Here is a 23,464-nt window from a genome sequence, read left to right on the forward strand (position 1 = left end):
AGGCGTTGCGCGATTTACTCAGTACACTGACTAATTGCGGATTCTAGTCAGCGAAATTCCAAAAGTCCAGACGACTTCCGGAGGGTTAACACCTATAACGATGGCCCGACACGCTCAGTACACTGCCCCACATGCTCAGTATGCTGACGATATTAGCCAGCCGCTTAAAAGCAGGCATTGCAGGCATTCCGGCTTCCGTGGTCTGGCCCGCATTTTGCTCAGCATACTGCGCTTCTCATCAGCATACTGACTGATGCACCGGTAGCAGGCATGGCGGCATGACAAGGGGCCATTGGAGGCCCCGAAAGCGCGCCAGTCGCACCCGGGAAGACAAAAGACAAATGAGACAACCGGCTTCACCATAGGACCCCCGCCATGACTATGAGCCTGACCCGCGATGAAGCGCGCGCCTCCGCTTCCGGCATGACTGCGGAGGAGCGCAAGGTCATCCTTGCCTCCTCCTTCGGCGCGCTGATGGAGTGGTACGACTTTTATATCTACGCCGCCCTGGCGGTCTACTTCGGCGCACTGTTCTTTCCCAAGGGCAATGAAACCGCCGCCTTCCTGGCCAGCCTGGCGACGTTCGGCGCGGGCTTTCTGATCCGGCCCGTGGGCGCGCTGCTGTTCGGCCGGCTCGGCGACATCATCGGCCGCAAGTACACCTTCCTGATCACCATCCTGCTGATGGGGATTGCCACCGTCGGCGTTGGCGTGCTGCCCACGTACGAGCAGATCGGCATTGCCGCCACCTTGCTGCTGGTGCTGCTGCGGCTGCTGCAAGGCCTGGCGCTCGGCGGCGAAGTCGGTGGCGCGGTGACGTATGTGGCGGAGCATTCGCCAGTACACAAGCGCGGCCTGTACACCAGCTCGCTGCAGACCACGGCGACCCTCGGGCTGCTGTCGTCGCTGCTGGTCGTGTACCTGCTCAAGACGTTCCTGACCGAGGCGGAGTTCCGCGCGTGGGGCTGGCGCATTCCGTTCATCGTGTCGTTCGTGATGCTGGTGATCTCGGTGTACATCCGCGGCAAGCTGCACGAGTCGCCGGTGTTCGCGCGCATGAAGGCCAGCAACGCGACCTCGAAGGCGCCGATCCGCGAGAGCTTCACGCAATGGCACAACCTCAGGTCCGTGCTGCTGCTGTTCGTGGTGGCGGCGGGTCTTGGCGCGATCTTCGGCACGGGCCATTTCTACACCATGTTCTTCGTCAACAAGACGCTGCACGTGCCGATCGAAACCGTGCACATGCTGATCGCCATCGCGCTTGTCGTCGCCACGCCGTGCTACCTGTTCTTTGGCTGGCTGTCGGACCGCATCGGCCGCAAGTACATCATGATGGCGGCCTGCCTGCTGGCCGCGCTGACCATCCAGCCCATCTTCAAGGGCCTGACGCACTACGCCAACCCGGCACTCGAGCACTTCCAGCAGCAGGGAACCGTCGAAGTGACGGCGGGCAACTGCAAGGCCCGCCTGTTCGGTGACCCGGTGTCCGACTGCGACAAGATCCGCGGCTACCTGACCGACCTTGGCGTGGGCTACACCTTCGTGCCGGCCGCTGATACGGCGCAAGCCGCAGTGCGCATCGGCTCCCAGACGCTGCAGGGCTTCGACCGCGACGCCATCAAGCGCGCGCTGGTCGCCGCGGGCTGGCCGGAGCGTGCCGATCCCGCGCGGATCAACCTGCCCATGCTGTTCCTGCTGCTGCTCGTGCCTATCCTGTTCCTGGCGATGGTGTACGGGCCGATGGCGGCGTTCATGGTGGAACTGTTCCCGGCCCGTGTGCGCTACACCTCGCTGTCGCTGCCCTTCCACCTGGGCGCCGGCTGGGTCGGCGGCATGCTGTCCTTCGTCGTCACCGCGATGAACGTTTCGAGCGGTGACGTCTACTACGGGCTCTGGTACCCGGTGATCATTGCCGGCGCGGCATTCGTCATCGGCATGCTGTTCGTGCCGGAGACGCGCGGACGCGACCTGTCGGCCTGAGCCGCACCAGCACAGTGAAGGGCCGAGTGGGGCGGAGTGATCCGCCCTCTTTACCGCCCTATCTTCAGCATACTGAATTCATGACCAAGTGCCCCGGTACGGCGATGAGGCCGGGGCACCGCAAGCGACAACCATCGCAACCCAACCCACTATCCGCGAAGACAACCGGGAGCCCCCATGTCCAAACCTCGTACCCTCCGCACCCTCGCCCAATCATCAGCCCTGTCGGCCCTGTCGGCCCTGCTGGGCCTTGCTGCCACCGCGCCCGCCTGGGCGGATGCCAATGGCGTGAAGATCGGCGTCATCACCGATATGTCCGGCTCGTATGCCGACCTCTCCGGCAAGGGCTCGGTGCTTGCCGCGCAGATGGCCGTGGAAGAGTTCGGCGGCAAGGCGCTCGGCAAGCCGGTCACGGTGCTGTCGGCCGACCACCAGAACAAGGCGGATATCGCCTCATCGCTGGCGCGCCGCTGGTTCGACACGGATGGCGTGGACATGGTGATTGATTTCCCCAACTCTTCGACGGCACTGGCCGTGCAGGAAGTCGCCAGGCAGAAGCAGAAGATCGATATCGTCTCGACCGGCGGCGCGATGGCGCTGACCAACCAGAACTGCTCGCCCACGGGCTTCCACTGGGCGTGGGATACGTACTCCGTGTCGTATCCGCTGGTCAGGCGCATGATCGACCAGGGCCGCAACAGCTGGTACTACATCACCGTGGACTATGCCTTCGGCCAGTCGCTGGAAGCGGATTTCCGCAAGGCGGTGGACGTCAGCGGCGGCAAGAACGTGGGCAGCACCAGGCATCCGCTCAACGCCAGCGACTTCAGCAGCCCGGTGGTTGCCGCATCGGCCTCCAAGGCCAAGGTCGTGGTGCTGGCCAATGCGGGCAACGACATGATCAACGGCGTGAAGGCCGCCGGCGAATTCGGGCTGGTCAGGGCCGGGCAGACCGTGATCACGCCGTCCACCTTCATCACCGACATCAAGAGCCTGGGCCTGAGCACCGCGCAGGGCCTGACCTATGTGGACCCGTTCCGCCTGGACCTGGACGACAAGTCGAAGGACTTCGTCGAGCGCTACTACAAGCGCCACAAGGCCTACCCGACGCACGGGCAGATCGGCGTCTACTCCGGCGTGCTGCACTACCTGAAGGCCGTCGAAGCCGCCAGGACCGTCGACGGCCTCGCCGTGGCGGACAAGATGCGCGCCCTGCCCGTCAACGACGCCTTCGTGCACAACGGCAAGGTGCGTGCCGATGGCCGCATGGTGCACGACATGTACCTGGCCCAGGCGAAGACGCCGGCGGAATCCAAAGGGGCGTGGGACCTGGTCAAGTATCTCGGCACCATCCCCGGCGAGGAGGCGTTCCGTCCGCTGTCGGCCAGCGAATGCCCGCTGGTGAAGAAGTGAGCATGCCAATGTCCGATGCCGGCATCATCCTGCAGACCCACGGCCTGACCAAGAGCTTCAAGGGCTTCACGGCCGTGAACGATGTCAGCCTGCGCGTGCGCCGCGGGTCGATCCATGCGCTGATCGGCCCGAACGGCGCGGGCAAGACCACCTGCTTCAACCTGCTGACCAAGTTCCACGCGCCGTCGTCCGGCTCCATCCACTTCAACGGCGCCGACATCACCGCCCTGCGGCCCGCGCACATCGCCCGCATGGGCGTGATCCGGTCGTTCCAGATCTCGGCGGTGTTTCCGCAGCTGAGTGTGCTGGAAAACGTGCGCGTGGCGCTGCAGCGCAAGCTTGGCACCGCCTACCACTTCTGGCGGGGCAGGCAGTCCCTGTCGAAGCTGGATGGGCGCGCCATGGAACTGCTCGATGCGGTCGGCCTTGCGGGCTTTTCGCACCTGCCGACCGCCGAGCTGGCCTACGGTCGCAAGCGCGCGCTGGAGATCGCCACCACGCTGGCAATGGACCCGGAGCTGATGCTGCTGGACGAGCCCACCCAGGGCATGGGCCATGAGGACGTGGAGACCGTCACTGCGCTGATCAAGCGTGTCTCGGCCGGGCGCACCGTGCTGATGGTCGAGCACAACATGAGCGTGGTGTCGTCGATCGTCGACCGCATCACGGTGCTCCAGCGCGGCGCGATCCTGGCCGAAGGCAGCTATGACGAAGTCTCGAACGATCCGCAAGTGAAGGAAGCCTATATGGGAACCACAGACGAGGCCGCGGACCTCCACGCCCGCGCGGAGGCCGCATGACCCGGGCCACTACCGCCACCACTACCGCCACCACTCCCCCCGCACTGGAGATCCGCGACCTGCACGCATGGTATGGCGAATCGCACATCCTGCATGGCGTGAACCTGACGGTGAACCCCGGCGAGGTGGTCACGCTGCTCGGCCGCAACGGCGCCGGACGCACCACCACGCTGCGCGCCATCATGGGCCTGGTCGGCCAGCGCAAGGGCTCGGTGCGCGTGCATGGCCAGGAAACCATCGCCATGAAGACGCACCGCATCGCGCCGCTCGGCCTTGGCTATTGCCCGGAAGAGCGCGCGATCTTTTCGAGCCTGTCGTGCGAAGAGAACCTGCTGCTGCCGCCCGAGTTCGCGCGCGCGCCCGGCGCGGCGGGCCTGCGCGAGCCGATGACGGTCGCCGAGCTCTACGAGATGTTCCCCAACCTGCTCGAACGCCGCAAGAGCCCGGGCACGCGCATGTCGGGCGGGGAGCAGCAGATGCTGGCGGTCGCGCGCATCCTGCGCACCGGCGCCAGCGTGCTGCTGCTCGACGAGATCTCGGAAGGGCTGGCGCCGGTGATCGTGCAGAAGCTCGCGAAGATGATCACCATGCTGCGCCAGCGCGGCTACACCGTTGTCATGGTGGAGCAGAACTTCCGCTTCGCCGCGCCGCTGGCCGACCGCTTCTATGTGATGGAACACGGCGCCATCGTGGAGGCATTCGAGTCTTCGGAACTGGAACGCAAGATGCCGACGCTTAACGCACTGCTCGGCGTGTAAGGAGAGTTTCCAATGGAATTGTTCGGAGTACCCCTGCCGGCGCTGCTCAGCCAGCTGCTGCTGGGGTTGGTGAACGGATCGTTCTACGCGATCCTGAGTCTGGGGCTGGCCGTGATCTTCGGCCTGCTCAACGTGATCAACTTTGCCCACGGTGCGCTGTTCATGCTTGGCGCGGTGCTGGCCTGGATGGGCCTGAACTACCTGGGCATCAGCTACTGGCTGATGCTGCTGCTGGCGCCGCTGGTGACAGGCGCAATCGGCGTGGTGCTGGAACGCACCATGCTGCGCCACCTGTACCGCTTCGACCACCTCTACGGGCTGCTGCTGACGCTGGGCATCTGCCTGTTGCTGGAAGGCCTGCTGCGATCGGCCTATGGGGTCTCCGGCCTGCCCTATCCGACGCCGGAAGCGCTCACCGGCGTGACCGGCCTTGGCTTCATGGTGCTGCCCAACTACCGCGCCTGGGTGGTGGTGGCGTCGCTGGGCGTCTGCTTTGCCACCTGGTACGTGATCGAGAAGACCCGGCTTGGCGCCTACCTTAGGGCCGGCACCGAAAACCCGCGCATGGTCGAGGCGTTCGGCATCAACGTGCCGCTGCTGGTGACGCTGACCTACGCCTTCGGCGTGGGCCTGGCGGCGCTGGCGGGCGTGCTCGCGGCACCGGTGATGCAGGTGTCGCCGCTGATGGGCCAGAACCTGATCATCACGGTGTTCGCGGTGGTGGTGATCGGCGGCATGGGTTCCATCCTCGGATCGATCTTCACCGGCCTTGGCCTGGGCGTGTTCGAGGGCATGACCAAGGTGTTCTACCCCGAGGCCTCGGCCACGGTCGTGTTCGTGGCCATGGTCTGCGTGCTGCTGGTACGCCCGGCCGGTCTCTTTGGAAAGGAAGCATGATGACGGCACGCGACAACCGCGCCACGTTCGCTTACGGCCTGCTGCTGGCGGTCCTGGCGGCCGCCCCGTTCCTGGGCGCCTATCCGGTGCTGGTGATGAAGCTGCTGTGCTTCGCGCTGTTCGCCTGCGCCTTCAACCTGCTGCTCGGCTTCACCGGCCTGCTGTCGTTCGGCCACGCCGCGTTTTTCGGCGGCGCGGCCTATGCGTGCGGCTACGCGATGAAGTCACTGCAAGTCACGCCGGAGATCGGCCTGCTGTTCGGCACTGCGTTCGGCGCGCTGCTGGGCCTGGCGTTCGGTGCGCTGGCGATTCGCAGGCAAGGCATCTATTTCGCCATGATCACGCTGGCACTGGCGCAGATGTTCTATTTCTTCTGCCTGCAGGCGCCGCTCACCGGCGGCGAGGACGGCTTGCAGGCGGTGCCGCGCGGCCACCTGTTCGGCGTGGTCTCGCTGGAACCCGACATGACCATGTACTACCTGGTGCTGGCCATCACGGCGGCGGCCTTCCTGGGCATCATGCGCATCGTCAACTCGCCGTTCGGGCAGATTCTGCGTGCCATCAAGGAGAACGAACCGCGCGCGATCTCGCTCGGCTATGACGCCGACCGCTTCAAGCTGCTGGCCTTCGTGCTCTCCTCCGCGCTCGCGGGACTGGCCGGCGCGCTCAAGACGCTGGTGCTCGGCTTCGCCACGCTGACCGATGTGCACTGGATGATGTCGGGCTCGGTGATCCTGATGACGCTGGTGGGCGGCATGGGCACGCTGTCCGGGCCGATCCTGGGCGCCGTCGTCATCGTCGCGCTCGAGAACAAGCTCGGCGATGCCGGCACGGCCCTGGCGGCGCTGACCGGGGTGTCGTGGTTCGACTCGCTCGGCGAGTCCGTCAGCATGGTCACCGGACTGATCTTCGTGGTCTGCGTTCTCGCGTTCCGGCGCGGCATCATGGGCGAGATCGAGGCGCGCTGGCGGGTTCGCCCCGTGTCGCGGCCCGTCGCCACGGCCACTGGCGCGGCCCGGCCGGGTGCCGCCGGTTCCGGACAGGGTTAACGAGGATAGTTCGTGCAAAATACATCAGTACACTGATCGTTATAGTCAGTGTACTGACAGATCAGCAACGGAGAGCTTCATGGCATGGATTGAAATCAACGACGCCGGCACGCTGCAGAACGATGAAGTGATGCCGCTCACGCTGGGCGAGCGCCAGCTGGCGGTCTTCCGCAGCGACGACGAATACTTCGTCACGGACAACGTCTGCACGCACCAGTACGCCCTGCTGTCCGATGGCTACCTGGAAGACGGCTGCATCGAATGCCCGCTGCACCAGGCCCGCTTCGACATCCGTACCGGCAAGGCCATGTGCGCGCCGGCCGCCACCGACATCCGCACCTACCCGGTCAAGTTCGAAGACAGCCGGGTCTGGGTCGAGCTGTGACGGAGCCGCGCATGGCACAGCAAGCGCCCATCCTGATCGTCGGTGCCGGCCAGGCCGGTGCCATGGCCGCCGCCGAGCTGCGCAAGCTGGGGCACGCTGATCGCATCGTCATGGTTGGCGGCGAACGGCACGCGCCGTACGAGCGTCCGCCGCTTTCCAAGGCGGTGCTGGCCGATGCCGGCCAGCGGGGCCAGATCGGCGTGCATCCCGCCAGCTTCTACGCGGAGCGCGAGATCGACCTGCGCCTCGGCACCACCGTGACCGCGATCGACCCCGCGCGCAGCGTCGCCGCCTGCACGGACGGCAGCGAAATCCACTTCGGCGCCTGCCTGCTCGCCACCGGTGGCAGCGCACGCGCGCTGAAGGCGCTGCCGCCCGGCACGCCCGATGTGCACTACCTGCGCACGCTGGACGACGCGGATGCCCTGCGCGAGGCCATGCAGCGCGCCGACGAGATCCTGGTGATCGGTGGCGGCTTCCTCGGACTGGAGACCGCGTCCACGGCGGTGGACCTTGGCCTCAAGGTCACCGTGCTGGAAAGCGCCGACACGCTGCTCGGCCGCGCCGCCCCTGCAGAGCTTGGGGACTGGCTGGCGCAGCGCATCCGCGCACGCGGCGTGGACCTGAGGCTTGGCTGCCAGATCGCGGCAATCGAACCGCAGTCGCAAGGTGTGCGGGTGCAGCTGGCCGATGGCACCGCCTGGCAGGTGCCGGTGCTCGTGGTAGCGATTGGCCTGACCCCGAACTCCGGCCTTGCCGCCGGCGCCGGGCTTGCACTGCACCCGGGAAACGGCGGCATCCGGATCGACGAACGGGGTCGCACCAGCGCACCGAACATCTACGCCGCCGGCGATTGCGCAAGCCAGTTCCATCCGCTGTTCGGCACCGAGATGCGCCTGGAATCGTGGCAATCGGCCAATGAGCAGGCCCGCATCGCCGCGACGTCCATGCTCGGCCTGGAGGCCGCGCCCGCAGCCACGCCGTGGTTCTGGACCGACCAGTTCGGCTGCAACGTGCAGATGCTTGGCGCCGCCCATGCCGGCATCCGCTATGCGTGGCGGGAGCGCCCGCCCGGCGACGCGGCAAGCCCGAAATTCATGCTGCTCGGCACGCTGGACGGCCGCCTGCGCCACGCGATCGCCGTCAATGCAGGCGGCGACCTGCGCCAGTTGCGCGCGCTGTTCGGCCTGCCCGTCGAAGAACACCTGGCCCGCCTGTGCGACGCCGCCCTGCCCCTGCGCCAGCTCGTGCGCGAAGTGCAGGCGGACGCAACCGGCCGCACCGCCAGCCTCACCACACTCTGAAAGGAACACCCCATGTACCAGACACAAGCGGTGATCCAGCACAAGCTGGGACGCAAGGACACCGGCCTGGCCGACTGCCGCTGGCCCGAAGACGGCCTGCACTACATTCCGGACTGGGTGTACACGAGCCAGTCCGTCTACGACCTGGAACTCGACAAGATCTTCCGCGGCCGCTCGTGGAACTATGTGGCGCTGGAAGCGGAGATCCCGAACACGGGCGACTTCAAGCGCTCCTATGTCGGCGCCACGCCCGTAGTGGTTTCGCGCGCGCAGGACGGTTCGATCAACGTCTTCGAGAATCGCTGCGCGCACCGCGGCGCCGAGTTCTGCCGCCACAGCCAGGGCAATACCAAGGAATTCGTCTGCCCCTATCACCAGTGGTCCTATGACCTGAAGGGTAACCTGCAGGGCGTGCCGTTCAAGCGCGGCGTGAACCGCGCGGGCGGCATGCCGAAGGACTTCCGCAACGAAGACCACGGACTGGTGAAGCTGAACGTGGCCACGCGCAACGGCGTGATCTTCGCCTCGTACGCGAACGACATGGAAAGCCTCGAGGAATACATGACGCCGGAGATCCTCAAGGACTTCGACGTGGTGTTCAACGGCAAGCCGCTCAAGGTGCTCGGGTATTACAAGAACGAGCTGCCGTGCAACTGGAAGATGTACCACGAGAACCTGAAGGACCCGTACCACGCCACGCTGCTGCACTCGTTCCTGGTGGTGTTCGGCCTGCTGGTGGCGGGCAACGATTCGGCCATGATCGCCGACCCCGTGCATGGCCGCCACGGCACCATGGCATCGGCCAAGAAGGAAGACAAGTATGCGGCCGTCAGCGACGAAAACAAGAAGGAAATGCGCTCCTACCACGAAGGCATGCGCCTGGAGGATGAGCGCTTCCTGGAGTACGTGAAGGAGTTCGACTCGCCGTGGTCGGTCACCATGCAGACCATCTGGCCGAACCTGATCGTGCAGCGCGAGATGAATACGCTGGGCGTGCGCCATATCGTCCCCAACGGCCCGGACAGCATGCTGATGCTGTGGACCATGTTCGGCTACGAGGACGACACCGAGGAAATGACCCAGCACCGCCTGCGCCAGGGCAACCTGATGGGGCCGGCCGGCTTCCTGGGCCTGGAGGACAACGAAGCCATGAAGTTCGTGCAGGAAGGCCTGCGCCGCTCGACCACCGACGTCAATGTGCTCAAGCTCGATGCCAACCATGTGGGCACGTCGAACTCGCTGATCTCGGAATCGGCGATCCGCGCCATGTACCAGTACTACCGCAGCGTGATGGGGTTCTGAACGATGAAACCGATGCACTACGCCGTCTATCGCGAAAGCACGCTGGGCACCGCGCGCGCCATCGAACTGCGCCTGGAGATCGAGAACTTCCATGCGGAATACTGCGCGGTGCTCGACGCCGGGCTGGTCGAGCAGTGGCCGCGGTTCTTCACCGACGATGCGCTCTACCGCATCACCGCGCGCGAGAACGCCGAACTGAACCTGCCGGTGGGGCTCGTGTATGCCGAGGGCATCGGCATGATGCGCGACCGCGCCGCGGCCATTGCCAACACGCAGATGTTCGCGCCGCGCTATAACCTGCACCTGGTGACCAATACGCGCGTGATCGACGAGGCCGCGGACGGCGGCATCCTCGCGCAGGCCAATTTCCTGCTGCTGCAGACGCTGGTGGAAGGCCCGACCACCATGCATATGGCCGGCACCTACCACGACCGCTTCCAGCGCTCGGCAAGCGGGCTGCTGCTGCGTGAACGCCAGGTGATCTACGACACGACGATCATCGCGAACGATCTGGTCTATCCAGTCTGAGCCAGACCGGAAACACAAGGCGGGCCTTGCGCCCGCCTTGTCGTCCTTGTCGTTTTACCGCCGCCGTCGCCGCCGCCCTACATGCTGCGCAATACCGTACGGCTGTACTGGTTGTTCGCCTCCACCAGCGTGGCCAGAAGTTCCATGAACACTTCACGCTGCGCCGGCTTCAGCGGTGCCAGCATGCGCTCCTGCGCCCGCGCCATGTCGGCGCGCAAGGCCGTCACCACGCTCTTGCCCTCCTTGGTCAGGTAGACATGCCGCGTGCGGCGGTCCGCCGGATTGTCCCGGCGCTCCACCAGGCCGCGCTCCTCCAGCCGCCGCACCACATCCGCCGTGGTGGTGCGGTCCAGTCCCACCTCCTGGCCCAGCGAGGTCTGGTCCAGTCCGGGCAGCACCGACAACACCGTCAGGATCGCGTACTGCACCGGCGTGATGTTGGGCGACTTGCACTCCTCGAAGAACATCGCGACATGGATCTGGTGCAGACGCCGCACCAGGAAGCCCGGTCGCGCCCACAGCAGGTCCTTGGCCGGGTCACTCTCCGCCCCTAGCGCCGGCACTGCCGCGCTGTCATCCACGGCTGCACCGCGCCTTGCTCTTGGAGGCATATCACTCACCAGTTTGTTAGCACACTGAAAGTATATAGGAAGGGCGGATGGGAACGGGCTTTGTCCAGACATCTTCCGGTTCGGCCCGGCTCGTCCAGGGAAGCAGCGCGCGGCCGGACCGGCTTTCGCAGTGCCGGGACTCCCACACAAGCGCCCCATTTGATACTTAATCAGCACTTTTAATTGGATTTGTCTCGTTTTTTCGCTTCATACATTCCAAAAAATAAAACTTTCTATTGACCAAGCGCCGTCTTCCGCCTACATTTCCTCCAACAACAATTTTCCGGAACGAATAGTTCCACTTTATTACGTCACACAGGAGACACCCATGCGCGACCTCGACACGACTTCGCACCCCGCCGTTTCTGGTGGCTCGGCCACCGAGACCCAGGTGCCGGCCGGCCCCCAGACCATGACGCCGTCCGAAGCGTTCGTGGAAACCATGGTGGCCAACGGCGTCACCGACATGTTCGGCATCATGGGCTCCGCCTTCATGGATGCCATGGACATCTTCGCGCCGGCCGGCATCCGCCTGATCCCGGTGGTGCATGAGCAGGGCGCGGGCCACATGGCCGACGGCTACGCCCGTGTGTCGGGCCGGCATGGCGTGGTGATCGGCCAGAACGGGCCGGGCATCTCCAACTGCGTGACCTCCATCGCTGCCGCGTACTGGGCCCACAGCCCGGTCGTGATCGTCACCCCCGAGGCCGGCACCACCGGCATCGGCCTGGGCGGTTTCCAGGAAGCCAAGCAGTTGCCGATGTTCCAGGAGTTCACCAAGTACCAGGGCCACGTGACCCACCCGCAGCGCATGGCCGAGTTCACCGGCCGCTGCTTCGACCGCGCCCTGGCCGAGATGGGCCCGACCCAGCTCAACATCCCGCGTGACTACTTCTACGGCAAGATCACCGCCGAGATTCCGAAGCCGCAGCGCCTGGACCGCGGCCCCGGCGGCGAGCAGAGCCTGAACGAGGCCGCCGAGCTGCTGGCCCAGGCCAGGTTCCCGGTGATCATCTCGGGCGGCGGCGTGGTGATGGCCGATGCGATCGAGGAATGCAAGGCACTGGCCGAGCGCCTGGGCGCGCCGGTGGTCAACAGCTACCTGCACAACGACTCGTTCCCCGCCAGCCACCCGCTGTGGTGCGGCCCGCTGGGCTACCAGGGCTCGAAGGCGGCGATGAAGCTGATCTCGCGCGCCGACGTGGTGATCGCGCTGGGCTCGCGCCTGGGGCCGTTCGGCACGCTGCCGCAGCACGGCATGGACTATTGGCCGAAGAACGCGAAGATCATCCAGATCGACGCCGACCACAAGATGCTGGGCCTGGTGAAGAAGATCTCGGTCGGCATCTGCGGCGACGCCAGGGCCGCCGCCATCGCCCTCACGCAGCGCCTGGCCGGCCGCACGCTCGCCTGCGACAGCAGCCGCGACGCCCGCGCCACGGAAATCGCCAGCGAGAAGGCCGCGTGGGAAAAGGAACTGGACGACTGGACGCACGAGCGCGACCCATACAGCCTGGACATGATCGAGGAGCAGAAGAACGAGCGCACCTTCAACGGCGGCACCTACCTGCACCCGCGCCAGGTCCTGCGCGAGCTTGAGAAAGCCATGCCGGCCGACGTGATGGTCTCCACCGACATCGGCAACATCAACTCGGTTGCCAACAGCTACCTGCGCTTCGAGAAGCCGCGCAGCTTCTTCGCGGCGATGAGCTGGGGCAACTGCGGCTACGCGTTCCCGACCATCATCGGCGCCAAGGTCGCCGCGCCGCACCGCCCGGCCGTCTCGTACGCCGGTGACGGCGCCTGGGGCATGAGCCTGATGGAAACCATGACCTGCGTGCGCCACAACATCCCGGTGACGGCCGTGGTCTTCCACAACCGCCAGTGGGGCGCGGAGAAGAAGAACCAGGTGGACTTCTACAACCGCCGCTTCGTCGCGGGCGAGCTCGACAACCAGAGCTTTGCCGAAATCGCCAAGGCGATGGGCGCGGAAGGCATCGTCGTGGATCGCCTCGAGGACGTGGGCCCGGCACTCAAGCGCGCCATCGACCTGCAGATGAACCACGGCAAGACCACGATCATCGAGGTCCTGTGCACGCGTGAACTCGGCGATCCGTTCCGCCGCGACGCGCTGTCCAAGCCGGTGCGCTACCTGGACAAGTACAAGGACTACGTCTGATCGAAGCTGCGCCCTTTCGTTAGCGATTGGGTACCCCACTCCCGCTTGCGGGAGTGGGAAGAACACCAAGGGCACAGCGCAAGTCGCTGGCCCTTTTTTCAGTCCTGCCGAGCCACGCCACCATGAAACCCATCCTCCGCATCATCGACCGCGCGCGCGCCGCGCCCCGTCGCATCGTCCTGTGCGAGGCCGAAGACCCGCGCATCCTGCAGGCCGCCGGGCGGGCGACGCGCGAGGGCATCGCGCAGGTCATCCTGGTGGGCAACCCCGGGCGGATCGCCGCCGCCGCGCAAGCGCAAGGCATCGCGCTGGATGGGATGGGCATCGTCGACCCGGCCGCTTCGGCACTGGCGCCCTCGTTCGCGCAGGCGCTCTACGCCATGCGCCAGAAGAAGGGCATGACCCTGGACCAGGCCCGGCAGGCCGTGCTCGACCCGCTGTGCTTCGCCAACCTGATGGTGCGGCAGGGCCATGCCGATGGTTCGGTGGCGGGCGCGGTCCACACCACTGCGGACGTGGTACGCCAGGCCATCCAGCTGATCGGGCTGGCGCCCGGCTTCCGGCTGGTGTCAAGCTTCTTCCTGATGATGCTGTGCGAGCCCTTCCACGCGCTCAAGGGCGGACTGATCTTCTCCGACTGCGGGCTGGTCGTGAATCCCGATGCCGAGGAACTGTCGGAAATCGCCATGGCCGCGGCCGATAGCGCGCGCTCGCTGCTGCATGAGGATCCGCGCGTGGCCATGCTGTCGTTCTCGACCTGCGGCAGCGCCAGGCACGCCGCGGTCGACAAGGTGGTCGCGGCCACGGAGCGTGTGCGTGCGCAGCGCCCCGGCCTGGCCATCGATGGCGACGTACAGCTCGACGCCGCCATCGTCGCGGAAATTGCCGAACGCAAGATCCCGCACTCGCAGGTCGGCGGCCACGCCAATGTGCTGGTCTTTCCCAACCTCGAAGCCGGCAACATCGGCTACAAGCTCGCCGAGCGGCTCGGCGGCGCCAAGGCCATCGGCCCGATGCTGCAGGGGCTCAGGAAGCCCGCCAATGATTTGTCGCGCGGATGCAGCGCGGAAGACGTGTTCCATGTCATCGCTGTCACCGTGGTGCAGGCGCAAGCCGCTTCGGCGCAGCAGACACCCTCCGGAGAACAGGCGGCAGCATGAAGCTGGAATTGTTGATACCCGTGCTGGGCCTGCAGGCCCTGCTTGGCGCGGGAACGTATTTTCAGACGGTGACAGGCTTTGGCCTGGGCATGATCGTGATGGGCGCCACGAGCGGACTGGGCCTGGCCCCGGTCGCCACGGTCGCGGCCGTGGTGAGCCTGGTGACGCTGGCCAACAGTGCCTGCGCGCTGCCCGGCAAGATGCAGCATATCGACTGGCGGGCGGTGCTTGCCGCGGCCATCGGCATTCTTCCCTCGGTGGTCGCCGGCGTGATGCTGCTCGACTATCTCAGCAGCACCGCGGCCACGCTGCTCCAGATCCTGCTGGGCGCGGTGATCTTGTATGGCGGCCTGAGCGCGGCGCTGCGGCCGGAGCCGCTGCCGCGCCGCTCCGGCGACGGCAGCTTTCTCGTCAGCGGCATCTTCGGCGGCCTGCTGAGCGGCATGTTCGGCGTGTCCGGCCCGCCGCTGATTTTCCAGTTCTACCGCCAGCCCATGAAGCCGGTGGAGATCCGCTGCGCGCTGATCCTGGTCTTTACCGTGACCTCCAGCGTGCGCACCCTCTTCTCGGCCTGGCAGGGCCAGCTTGACGGGCAGATCTGGCTCCAGGCCGCCATCGGCGTGCCGGTGGTGGTGCTCGCCACGCTGCTGGGGCGGCGCTTTCCGCCGCCGTTCTCCGCGACCACCACGCGGCGCATCGCGTTCGGCGTGCTGATGGGCATCGGCGCGAGCCTGATGGTGCCGGCACTCATTAGCCAGATAGGCTGAGCCCCGCCGCGCACCATATGGCCGCGGCAGGGCGCCCGCCTCGCGCCTGCCGCGACCCTTCCGCTACCAACTCGCGAACCTTCAGGCCACCGTCCCCGCAGGTTGCGCCAGCGGCGCCACGTCCTGCTCCTCGCCGCCGCCGGCCTGCCCGAGATCCATCCCGGTGGTTTCGGGCAGCAGCATCGCCGCCATCACGACCATCGCGTAGCCAACCCCGGCGACAATGGCGATCGCGATCGGCAGCGAGGTGCGTCCCGAGCTCAGCCATCCCACCGACAGCGGGAACAGCGAGCCGATCACCCGGCCGGCGTTGTAGGACACCCCGTATCCCGTCGCGCGGATATCGTTGGGAAAGGACTCCGAGATCGTCGCGCCGATGCCCGCGAACACGCCCTGCATCAGGATCCCCAGCGGGAAGCCGAGGAACAGCATCGAGGTATTCGACACCGGGATCACCATGTAGACCAGCGCGGCCACGAAGGCCCCCGCCGCGAACACGATGTAGGTCAGACGGCGGCCCCAGCGGTCGGTGGCGTAGGCGCCCGCCACATAGCCGATCAGCGACCCGATGATCGTCACCGCCAGATAGGAGCTGGTGCCGAACACCGACAGGCCGCGCTCGGTCTTGAGGAAGGTCGGCAGCCAGGTGGCGATGGCATAGTACGCGCCCAGCATCCCGCCGGAGAGCAGGCTGCACAGCAGGGTCCTGGACAGCAGCGGGCCGCGGAACAGCCGGCCCAGCCCCGACAGCGCCGTCCCCTGCCCGCCGGCCGCGCGGCTCTTCAGGAAAATCTCGGGCTCCTCCAGGTTGCGGCGCAGGTAGATCACCACCAGTGCCGGCAGGATGCCGAGGAAGAAGCAGACGCGCCAGGCCGTCTCCGCCGGCAGCAGGCTGAAGGCGAGCGCGTAGACGATGGCGGCCGCGCCCCAGCCGAAGGAATAGCTACTGGCGGTGAAGCCCGAGTATTTGCCGCGGTGCGCCGGGTTGCGGATCATCTCCGTCACCAGCACCATGCACAGCGACGACTCGCCGCCGAAGCCCAGGCCCTGGATCATGCGGAACAGCATCAGCTGCTCCGGCGACTGCGCCAGCCCGCACAGGAAACAGGCGAAGGCGAACACGATGATGGTCCAGCGCAGCACCCGCACGCGGCCGTAGCGGTCGGCCAGGATGCCGGCCCCGATGGCGCCCACCAGCGACGACACTAGCGTCCACGTGACGATGGCGCCGGCGGTCGACTTGCTCATGCCCCACTGCCCCAGCAGCGTGGAGATGAGGAAGGAATAGATCATGAAGTCGAACACGTCGACCGCATGCCCGAGGAAAGCGCCATAGAAGCCCTTGCGCTCCATGCGCGACAAATCACGGAACCAGTCAAACATGATCCCTCCCTGTGGTGTGTGATGGTGTGTGTGGCTTAGTGGTGGTGGTCCGCCGGCGGCATGGACGGCCGCGGCGGTGGCCGGAAAGCGTGCCCAGCCTCTTCGAGCAGGGACGCGAAACGCAAGGCGGTGAGATCCTGGTAGCGGCCAGCGACGATCTGCACGCCGACTGGCAAGCCGCCCTTCCCCGGTCCGATCGGGGCGACCGCGGAAGGCAGCCCGCACAAACCGGAATGGCCGGCCCAGAACAGCTGCGTAGTCATGGGCCGTGCATGGCCGTTGACGGTGAGCATGCGGGTCCATGGCTCGCCCGCTTCGTCCAGCGCGAAAGCGGTCGTGGCCGCGGCCGGGCACAGCAGCACGTCATGGTCGGTGAAGAAACGGCGCCACGCGGCCGCGAAACGTTCGCGCGAAGCCTGCAGGCGCAGCCAGTCGCGATGGTTCAGCGTCGCCCCCGTGTACTGCAGCGCCGCGTAGGAAGCATCGCCCGCGGCCGTATGGGCGGCACGGTGAAGCGCATCGGCATAGGCCGCGTCGTCCATGTGGACCGCGGTGGTCGCACGCAGCAGCGTCACGTAGGCGTGCCACAGTTCGGCGGCGTCGAAGTCCGGCCGGGCGTGCCAGTCCACGCGCGCGCCCTGCCGCGCCAGCCAGTGGCCAAGCTGCTCGATCTGCGCGGCGACCTCGCCGTCGGCCTCGGCCTGCGGATGGGTCGGCAGCACGGCGATGCGGAAATCGGCCAGCCGGCGGTGCGGACAGGCGGGCAGTTCGAGCCGGTATGCCCGCGCGGGGTCGCCGTGCGGGCCGGCGATGGCGCGCAACACGGGTTCGAGGTCGAGTGCGCTGCGGGCCAGCGGGCCGGCCACGTTGATGTCCTGCTCGCCGAAGCTGGCCGGGCCGGTCCCGTGGCCGGCCAGCGGCACCAGCCCATGGCTCGGCTTGAGGGAAAAGATCCCGCAGTAGTGGGCCGGGTTGCGCAGCGAGGAGCCGATATCCGAGCCCACGTCGAACGCCGACAAGCCGGCGCATACGGCCGCCGCGCTCCCGCCGGACGAGCCGCCCGGGGTACGCGACGGGTCGTGCGGATTGCGGGTGGTGCCGTAGATGTCGTTGTAGCTCTGCCAGTCGCGCAGGCCGAGCGGGACGTTGGTCTTGCCGAGCAGGATGGCCCCGGCCTCGCGCAGGCGCTGCACCACCACGGCATCGCGCCGGGCCACGTGGCCGCGCAGGGCCGGGTTGCCGCAGGTGGTCGGCCAGCCGGCCACGTCGAACGATTCCTTGATCGAGAACGGCACGCCGTCCAGGACCCCGCGCGCCTGTCCCGCGCGACGGCGCCTGTCGCTTTCCTGCGCGGCGGCGCGGGCGGCGCCGAAGTCCGACAGCACGAGCGCGTTGATCACGCCATGCCACGCGTGCCAGGCAGTCTCGCAAGACTCCACCAGTTCCACCGCCGATACTTCCCCGGCGGCCAGCCATTGCGCCATCTTCCACAACGGCGCAAGGCCGGCTGTGCTCCGGTCGGGCAGGTTCACGTCGACTCCTTTGTTGTCATCCGTGCTGGCAGTGCACGGTGGGGGCGTTGGGAGAGACTACGGGAGGACTGCGATGTGTTTCGGTATACTATATTCAGTCTTTCACGAACGGCAAGACGATTCTGGGCGAGACATGACGCTGGCGCGCGATGGCGTCAGGAAGAACAGAGGCTTTCGGGGGAGGAAAGTGGCAGGCAGAACACCTGCCAGGAAGGCGTTAGCCGCCACGCAGGACCGTGGCGGCCGGTCGATCCGGCTAGGACGAGACCGGATCAGCAGTGATGGCGGCGGGGCGCGTGGCCAGTCAGCGCGCGGAAGAACCGGCCGATATCCCGCAGGCGCAAGGGCAGCAGCGGCGTCGCATGCCGTACCGCGTCGCGCGCCGCGTAGTAGCGCAGCAGCTGCTGGCCGACGGGTTGCGAGAGATAACGTTGCTCGGGCGACTTCATGGTAAATCCCAATTGAATAAGATTGGCTACAGTATACACAGCGTTGGTGCAGTGCGCCATAAAGCGGGGCGCAATGCACTGTTGCCGGGCATGCAATGGCAGACCTGGACAATGGGGATTGCGCCGTCAGGGCGCGGATGCTGATTCCACTATAGTCGTCGGATCGCCGGATCCTGAATGGATCGGCAGAACAGGCGAATTGCCCGCTTCAGGGGCCATGTGTTCCGCGCCCCGGGAAGCGCCGCTGAAGCGCCGCTGAAGCGCTGCATGAGGCGCCAGGATGGCCGCGATGGCCTGGGGAAGCCGGCTTCAGGCGGCCTGGACTTGCGCGCCGCCCGGCCCTTCGACCGGCAGATCGGCCGCCTTGGCGGCACTGTAGACATGGCGCGCCGCCAGCAAGGCGGCGAGATCGGCGTCGCCGGCGATCACGGCCTGCAGGATCTGGGCGTGCTCGTCCCAGTTCTGGCGCGCGCGTACCACGTTCGCGGGTCCGAACAGGACGGCGGTGCGCTCGCGCAGCGACCGCATCATTTCCTGCAACACGCTGTTGGCGGCAATGGTGCCGAGCACTTCGTGGAACCGGCTGTTGAGCGCGAGCAACTCATCCGCGCGGCCCTGTGCGGCCGCGTCCATGCCCTGGCGCAGTACCGCCTCCAGCTCGGCGATCAGCGCCGGGTCGCGGCGCTGCGCGGCCAGCTTGGCGTTGAGGCCTTCCAGCGTGGCGCGCACCTCCACCATCTCGCGCGCAATCACCGGCGACAGGCTGGCCACCGACGCGCCGCGGCGCGGCTCGATCAGCACCAGGCCTTCGCTGGCCAGTGCGCGCAGCGCCTCGCGCACCGGAATGCGCGACACGCCCAGTTCGGCCGACAGCTTGTTTTCCACCAGCCGTTCGCCCGGTGCGTATTGGCCGTTCAGGATGCCTTCGCGCAGCTTGTCGGTGACAAGGGCGAACAGCGGCGAATGGCTGGCGCCGAGGCTGAGCGGCCCGGCAGTCGGAGCAGTCGAGGCAGTGGGCGAGGTAAGGGCCATGGGTCGGCGGAAGCGAAGGCGGACGGTCTGGCCGCCATTGTATACCACGCCTTCTGCTGTATACCGCAATGTCTTATCAATAGTGCTGGAAGGTGAAACTGTCCGCGTAGAGGTAGTCCGGACTGGCGCCGCGCGCGATGAATGCGGCGCGGGCGTCATGGATCATGTTCGGCGACCCGCACAGGTAGATGGCGTGTTCACTGAGATCGCCCAGGTCGGCCAGCACCGCGTCGTGCACGTAGCCGCGCCGCCCCTGCCAGCTTTCGCCCGCGCGGGACAGTACCGGCACGTACTGGAAGTCATAAAGCCGCTCTCCCCAGGCCGGGATGTCGGCGTGCAGGTACAAGTCATCGGGCTGCCGCATGCCCCAGTACAGCGACACAGGCGGGCAGTCGGGATCGTCCATCAGCGATTCGAGGATCGCCTTGATCGGCGCGAGCCCGGTGCCGGTGGCCACCATCAGCAAGGGCCGGTAATCCCTGGCCCGGTAGAAGAAGTTGCCGAGCGGCAGTTCCACATCGATGCCATCCCCCGCCTTCAGCCGCGGCAGGACGCCATCCGTGAAGGCGCCGCCCGGGATGCGGCGCACGTGCAGATCGACCCGCCCCGCGCTCGGCACCGAAGCCATCGAGAAGCTGCGCGCCGGCCCGTCGCCGGCCACCAGCTTCAGGTACTGGCCCGGGCGATAGTCGAGTGCGCCGGCATCCGGCAATTCGAGCTCGACATGCAGCACGTCCGCCGACAACGGCCGCACGCCGCGCACCACCGCGCGGTGCCGCGCCGGCTCGGCGCACGCCTCGTCCTCGCGCGCGGTGCTGATGACCAGGTCGCCCAGCGGCTGCGCCTGGCAGGCCAGCGCGTAGCCGGCGGCGGCCTCGTCCGGCGCCAGGCCAAACGGTTCCTCGTCATACCGCACCTGCCCGTCGAGCAGGCGGATGCGGCAGGTGCCGCAGCCGCCGAGCTGGCAGTCGTGCGGCAAAGCGACGCTGGCGCGCCCCGCGGCCTGCAGCAGCGTCTCGCCGCGTTCGACAAAAAAGACCTGCTGGGTCTCGGCGATCTGGATGCGGTACGACATGGAACCTCCGCGCAAGGGTGATGGATGGCGTTGCGCCTGCCGTTATTCGTTACTTCTTGATGTCGGCCTGTACCAGCACCTTCAGGTCCTGGGGCGCCAGCAGTTCCGCCAGCGCCTGCAGCGCGGCCACGCCGGCCTGCGTGTCCTGCTCGCCGTTGCCGCCCGACAGCCCGATACCGCCGATCACCTCGTCATTGACCACGATCGGGAAGCCGCCCACGAACGCGGCGAACTTGCCCTCGAAGCTCCACTGGATGCCGAACGCCTCGTTGCCCGGCAGCGCCGGCCCGTTGGGCGGTGTGGTGAACAGGTGGGTGGAACGCTTGTGGCCGGCGGCCGTGAACGCCTTGTTCCAGGCGATCTGCGGCCCGGTGATGCGGGCGCCGTCCATGCGCTCCAGCGCGAGCGGATAGCCGCCCTCGTCGACCACGCAGATCGACTCCAGCACGCCGATTTCCTCGGAGCGGCGGATGGCCGCGGCGACCATGTGGCGCGCCTCGCGCAGTTCCAGCTTGATGGCTTTCTTCATGTCTGTGACTCCTTGCGACGGTGGGACTCAGGCGCCCCGGTAGACCGTCTTGATCTGCGTATAGAACTCCAGCCCGGTGCGGCCCGACTCGCGGAACGTCGACGTGCTCGACCGCTTCAGGCCGCCGAACGGCGCGTTGACGAGATTGCCGGTGGTGGTGCGGTTGACCTTGACCGTGCCGGCCTCGATGTCCGTAGCGAAGTGGTGGATGTAGCGCGGGTTGCTGGTGACGATGGCCGCGGCCAGCCCATACTCGGTGTCGTTCGCTTTGGCGATGGCATCGGCGTAGTCGGTGAAGCCGAGGATGGCGATCACCGGCCCGAAGATCTCCTCGCGCGCGATCCGCATCGGTTGCGTCACGTCCGTGAACACGGTCGGCGCCACGTAGAAGCCCTTGTCGAAGTCGCCGCCCGTCAGCCGCTCGCCGCCGCACAGCAACGTTGCCTCGGACTTGCCGATCTCGATGTAGCGCAGCACGGTTTCGAGCTGCTTGTGCGAGGCCAGCGGCCCCAGGTCCATCCCGGCCGTCATGCCGCTGCCGACCTTGAGGGTAGCCACCTTCGCCAGCAGCCGCTCGGTGTACGCGGCCTTGACGGACTCCGCCACCAGCACGCGGCTGGTGCCGGTGCAAGCCTGCCCGGACAGCGAGAAGCCGCCCTTGATGGTCAGGTCGACCGCGCGGTCGAGGTCTGCATCCTCCATCACGATCAGCGGGTTCTTGCCGCCCAGTTCCATCTGGGTGCGGGTGGTCATCGGCACCGCGCGGTGGATCTGCTCGCCGGCACGCGACGAGCCGGTGAACGAGATCGCCCGCACGGGCGGCGCCTCGGTGATTGCCGCGCCGATCTCGGCCGCGCTGCCCGTGATGAAGTTCAGCACGCCCTTGGGCAGCCCCGCCTTGATCAGCGCCTCGGCTAGCCGGTAGCCCGACAGCGGCGCCTCGGACGATGGCTTGAACACCACCGTATTGCCGGTCACCAGTGCCGGGGCGATCTTGCGGGCCGGGATCGACACCGGGAAGTTCCACGGCGCGATCACCGTCACCACGCCCAGCGGCTCGCGCTGGCTGTAGACGAGCTGGTCCGGGTCGTCGTTGGGGAACACTTCGCCGGTGAAGGTCTGCCCTTCCACGGCGTAGAAGCGCAGCGTCTGGGCCGAGCGCAGGACTTCGTCGCGGGCCAGCGCCAGGGCCTTGCCCTCTTCGCGGGTCAGCTCGGCCGCGATGCTGTCGGCATTGGCTTCGAGGTGGTCGGCAGCGCGGTTGAGGACCGCGGCACGCTTGCCGACCGGGGTCTTCTTCCAGCCGGCGAAAGCGGCCGCCGCCGCGGCAACGGCCGCCTGCGCGTCCACCGCCGACGACGACTGGAAGCGGCCCACGAGGTCGCCGGCGTCGGCCGGGTTGACGTTGTCGAAGGTCCGGCCCGACTGGCAGGCCGTCCATTCTCCGTCGATATGGTTGAGGAATACGTTCATCGTCGGTCCGGTTTGCGCGGCGCGGCTCAGGCAGCCATCTCGAGTTCGGGCAGCGGCAGCTCTTTCTCGACGTAGTCGTGATAGAGCGCCGTCGTGTACAGCAGCCGCATCTGCGCGCCGATCTCGCAGATCTTCAGGCAGCGCTGCTGCAGCTCGGGCGTGTTGGCGTGCTCGAGCACGATCTGGTAGCCACGCTCGCCGTGGATCTCGTCCGAGACGATATGCAGGTCGAAGAACTCGACCTCCTCGTCGGTGAACTGGTACTTGTCGCGCAGCGTCGGGGTCTGCTTGCGGTAGATCGAAGGCACCTGCGATTCCAGCCCGACCACCAGCCCGGCCACCGCCACGATCGGGTCCTCGCGCATGGCCACCGCGTAGCACCAGGCCTGCAGGCCGCGGGTGGTCGGCGACATATTGTCCGGATCGATCACGCGCTCGCGGGTGGTGCCGCAGGCTTCGGCGAAGCGGATCAGCAGGTCGGTGTGGCGGTCGCCGCCGATCTCCTCCTCGTACATGTTGGCGAGCAGGAAGTCCTTGGCTTCGGTATACCGGTCCGGCGTACGGGCATAGATGTAGCCCAGGTAATCCGCGAACGGGCCGACGTAGTGGTAGTGGTTCTCGGCCCAGCGTGCGAGGTGGGCGCGGGTCAGCTTGCCGCTGGCCCAGGCTACGCTGAACGGCGCCTTATTGGCGCTCTTGCCCTTGATGGCTTCTTCAAGGGCGGCTCGGAATACTTCGCGGTTCATCAGTTCGGCCATGACGGGGGCTCCTGTTGGCGGATGTGGGGCGATTCGGAGTGGGTCGGCATGCCTGGATCGCTAGGTTATCGATCGCTTCGGCATGATTGTATACTATATA

At 66.8% G+C, this 23,464-nt stretch carries 22 protein-coding genes; 13 read left to right on the forward strand and 9 right to left on the reverse strand.

Features of this window, described 5'->3' with window-relative positions; translation table 11 throughout:
* The first annotated feature begins 375 nt into the window (after nt 1-375).
* The 10 genes from KHO22_RS29845 to KHO22_RS29890 all read left to right on the forward strand — a co-directional run bounded on the left by KHO22_RS29845 (nt 376) and on the right by KHO22_RS29890 (nt 10,416).
* Nucleotides 376-1,980, forward strand: coding sequence for an MFS transporter (locus KHO22_RS29845; protein WP_211950788.1), 1,605 nt, complete (start codon nt 376-378; stop codon nt 1,978-1,980).
* A 177-nt stretch (nt 1,981-2,157) separates the two neighbouring features.
* Nucleotides 2,158-3,393: an ABC transporter substrate-binding protein gene (locus tag KHO22_RS29850; protein WP_211950789.1), complete on the forward strand. Its 1,236-nt coding sequence runs from the start codon at nt 2,158-2,160 to the stop codon at nt 3,391-3,393.
* A gap of 8 nt (nt 3,394-3,401) precedes the next feature.
* Entirely contained in the window at nt 3,402-4,193 is a 792-nt protein-coding gene (locus KHO22_RS29855) for an ABC transporter ATP-binding protein (protein WP_211950818.1), read from the forward strand.
* The gene (locus tag KHO22_RS29860; protein WP_211950790.1) at nt 4,190-4,951 is read left to right on the forward strand and encodes an ABC transporter ATP-binding protein; all 762 of its coding nucleotides are present in this window, start codon (nt 4,190-4,192) and stop codon (nt 4,949-4,951) included. Before KHO22_RS29855 ends, KHO22_RS29860 begins: the two co-directional genes overlap by 4 nt.
* 12 nt (nt 4,952-4,963) lie before the next feature.
* Nucleotides 4,964-5,848: a branched-chain amino acid ABC transporter permease gene (locus KHO22_RS29865; protein WP_211950791.1), complete on the forward strand. Its 885-nt coding sequence runs from the start codon at nt 4,964-4,966 to the stop codon at nt 5,846-5,848.
* The gene (locus KHO22_RS29870) at nt 5,848-6,897 is read left to right on the forward strand and encodes a branched-chain amino acid ABC transporter permease (RefSeq protein ID WP_211950819.1); all 1,050 of its coding nucleotides are present in this window, start codon (nt 5,848-5,850) and stop codon (nt 6,895-6,897) included. Before KHO22_RS29865 ends, KHO22_RS29870 begins: the two co-directional genes overlap by 1 nt.
* 79 nt (nt 6,898-6,976) lie before the next feature.
* Nucleotides 6,977-7,282 (forward strand): non-heme iron oxygenase ferredoxin subunit, encoded by a 306-nt coding sequence (locus KHO22_RS29875; RefSeq protein ID WP_211950792.1) that lies wholly within the window; start codon nt 6,977-6,979, stop codon nt 7,280-7,282.
* Between the two features lie 11 nt (nt 7,283-7,293).
* Nucleotides 7,294-8,586 (forward strand): NAD(P)/FAD-dependent oxidoreductase, encoded by a 1,293-nt coding sequence (locus KHO22_RS29880; protein WP_211950793.1) that lies wholly within the window; start codon nt 7,294-7,296, stop codon nt 8,584-8,586.
* A gap of 12 nt (nt 8,587-8,598) precedes the next feature.
* Nucleotides 8,599-9,888, forward strand: a complete 1,290-nt coding sequence (locus KHO22_RS29885; RefSeq protein WP_211950794.1) for an aromatic ring-hydroxylating dioxygenase subunit alpha — start codon at nt 8,599-8,601, stop codon at nt 9,886-9,888.
* 3 nt (nt 9,889-9,891) lie between these two features.
* Nucleotides 9,892-10,416 carry an aromatic-ring-hydroxylating dioxygenase subunit beta gene (locus tag KHO22_RS29890; protein ID WP_211950795.1) on the forward strand — a complete coding sequence of 175 codons (525 nt, stop codon included), beginning with the start codon at nt 9,892-9,894 and terminating at the stop codon, nt 10,414-10,416.
* A 77-nt stretch (nt 10,417-10,493) separates the two neighbouring features.
* Here KHO22_RS29890 and KHO22_RS29895 read toward each other — a convergent pair whose 3' ends face one another.
* Nucleotides 10,494-11,027, reverse strand: a complete 534-nt coding sequence (locus KHO22_RS29895; RefSeq protein ID WP_211950796.1) for a MarR family winged helix-turn-helix transcriptional regulator — start codon at nt 11,025-11,027, stop codon at nt 10,494-10,496.
* Nucleotides 11,028-11,439: 412 nt separating this feature from the next.
* Between KHO22_RS29895 and xsc the strand changes: the two genes are divergently transcribed.
* From xsc to KHO22_RS29910, 3 genes are all read left to right on the forward strand, one after another.
* Nucleotides 11,440-13,206, forward strand: a complete 1,767-nt coding sequence (gene xsc / locus KHO22_RS29900; RefSeq protein WP_420839666.1) for a sulfoacetaldehyde acetyltransferase — start codon at nt 11,440-11,442, stop codon at nt 13,204-13,206.
* 122 nt (nt 13,207-13,328) lie between these two features.
* On the forward strand, nt 13,329-14,366 hold the full coding sequence (gene pta, locus KHO22_RS29905) for a phosphate acetyltransferase (protein ID WP_211950798.1): 1,038 nt from the start codon (nt 13,329-13,331) through the stop codon (nt 14,364-14,366).
* Nucleotides 14,363-15,133, forward strand: coding sequence for a sulfite exporter TauE/SafE family protein (locus KHO22_RS29910; protein WP_211950799.1), 771 nt, complete (start codon nt 14,363-14,365; stop codon nt 15,131-15,133). The genes pta and KHO22_RS29910 overlap by 4 nt, the downstream gene beginning before the upstream one ends.
* 81 nt (nt 15,134-15,214) lie before the next feature.
* Here the strand turns inward: KHO22_RS29910 and KHO22_RS29915 are convergent, their stop codons facing one another.
* The 8 genes from KHO22_RS29915 to KHO22_RS29950 all read right to left on the reverse strand — a co-directional run bounded on the left by KHO22_RS29915 (nt 15,215) and on the right by KHO22_RS29950 (nt 23,364).
* Entirely contained in the window at nt 15,215-16,516 is a 1,302-nt protein-coding gene (locus KHO22_RS29915) for an MFS transporter (protein WP_211950800.1), read from the reverse strand.
* 35 nt (nt 16,517-16,551) lie between these two features.
* A complete protein-coding gene (locus KHO22_RS29920) occupies nt 16,552-18,048 on the reverse strand; it encodes an amidase (RefSeq protein WP_211950801.1) in 1,497 nt (498 codons plus the stop codon).
* Nucleotides 18,049-18,320: 272 nt separating this feature from the next.
* Nucleotides 18,321-18,497, reverse strand: a complete 177-nt coding sequence (locus KHO22_RS29925; RefSeq protein WP_211950802.1) for a hypothetical protein — start codon at nt 18,495-18,497, stop codon at nt 18,321-18,323.
* Nucleotides 18,498-18,806: 309 nt separating this feature from the next.
* Nucleotides 18,807-19,529 (reverse strand): GntR family transcriptional regulator, encoded by a 723-nt coding sequence (locus KHO22_RS29930; RefSeq protein ID WP_211950803.1) that lies wholly within the window; start codon nt 19,527-19,529, stop codon nt 18,807-18,809.
* Nucleotides 19,530-19,605: 76 nt separating this feature from the next.
* Nucleotides 19,606-20,604 (reverse strand): 2Fe-2S iron-sulfur cluster-binding protein, encoded by a 999-nt coding sequence (locus tag KHO22_RS29935; RefSeq protein WP_211950804.1) that lies wholly within the window; start codon nt 20,602-20,604, stop codon nt 19,606-19,608.
* Between the two features lie 49 nt (nt 20,605-20,653).
* A complete protein-coding gene (locus KHO22_RS29940) occupies nt 20,654-21,133 on the reverse strand; it encodes a GlcG/HbpS family heme-binding protein (RefSeq protein WP_211950805.1) in 480 nt (159 codons plus the stop codon).
* A gap of 27 nt (nt 21,134-21,160) precedes the next feature.
* On the reverse strand, nt 21,161-22,606 hold the full coding sequence (locus tag KHO22_RS29945) for an aldehyde dehydrogenase family protein (RefSeq protein ID WP_211950806.1): 1,446 nt from the start codon (nt 22,604-22,606) through the stop codon (nt 21,161-21,163).
* Nucleotides 22,607-22,632: 26 nt separating this feature from the next.
* Nucleotides 22,633-23,364, reverse strand: coding sequence for an iron-containing redox enzyme family protein (locus tag KHO22_RS29950; RefSeq protein WP_211950807.1), 732 nt, complete (start codon nt 23,362-23,364; stop codon nt 22,633-22,635).
* Nucleotides 23,365-23,464 lie beyond the last annotated feature (100 nt).

It is taken from the genome of Cupriavidus yeoncheonensis (genome assembly GCF_905397275.1).
GTDB lineage: Bacteria > Pseudomonadota > Gammaproteobacteria > Burkholderiales > Burkholderiaceae > Cupriavidus > Cupriavidus yeoncheonensis.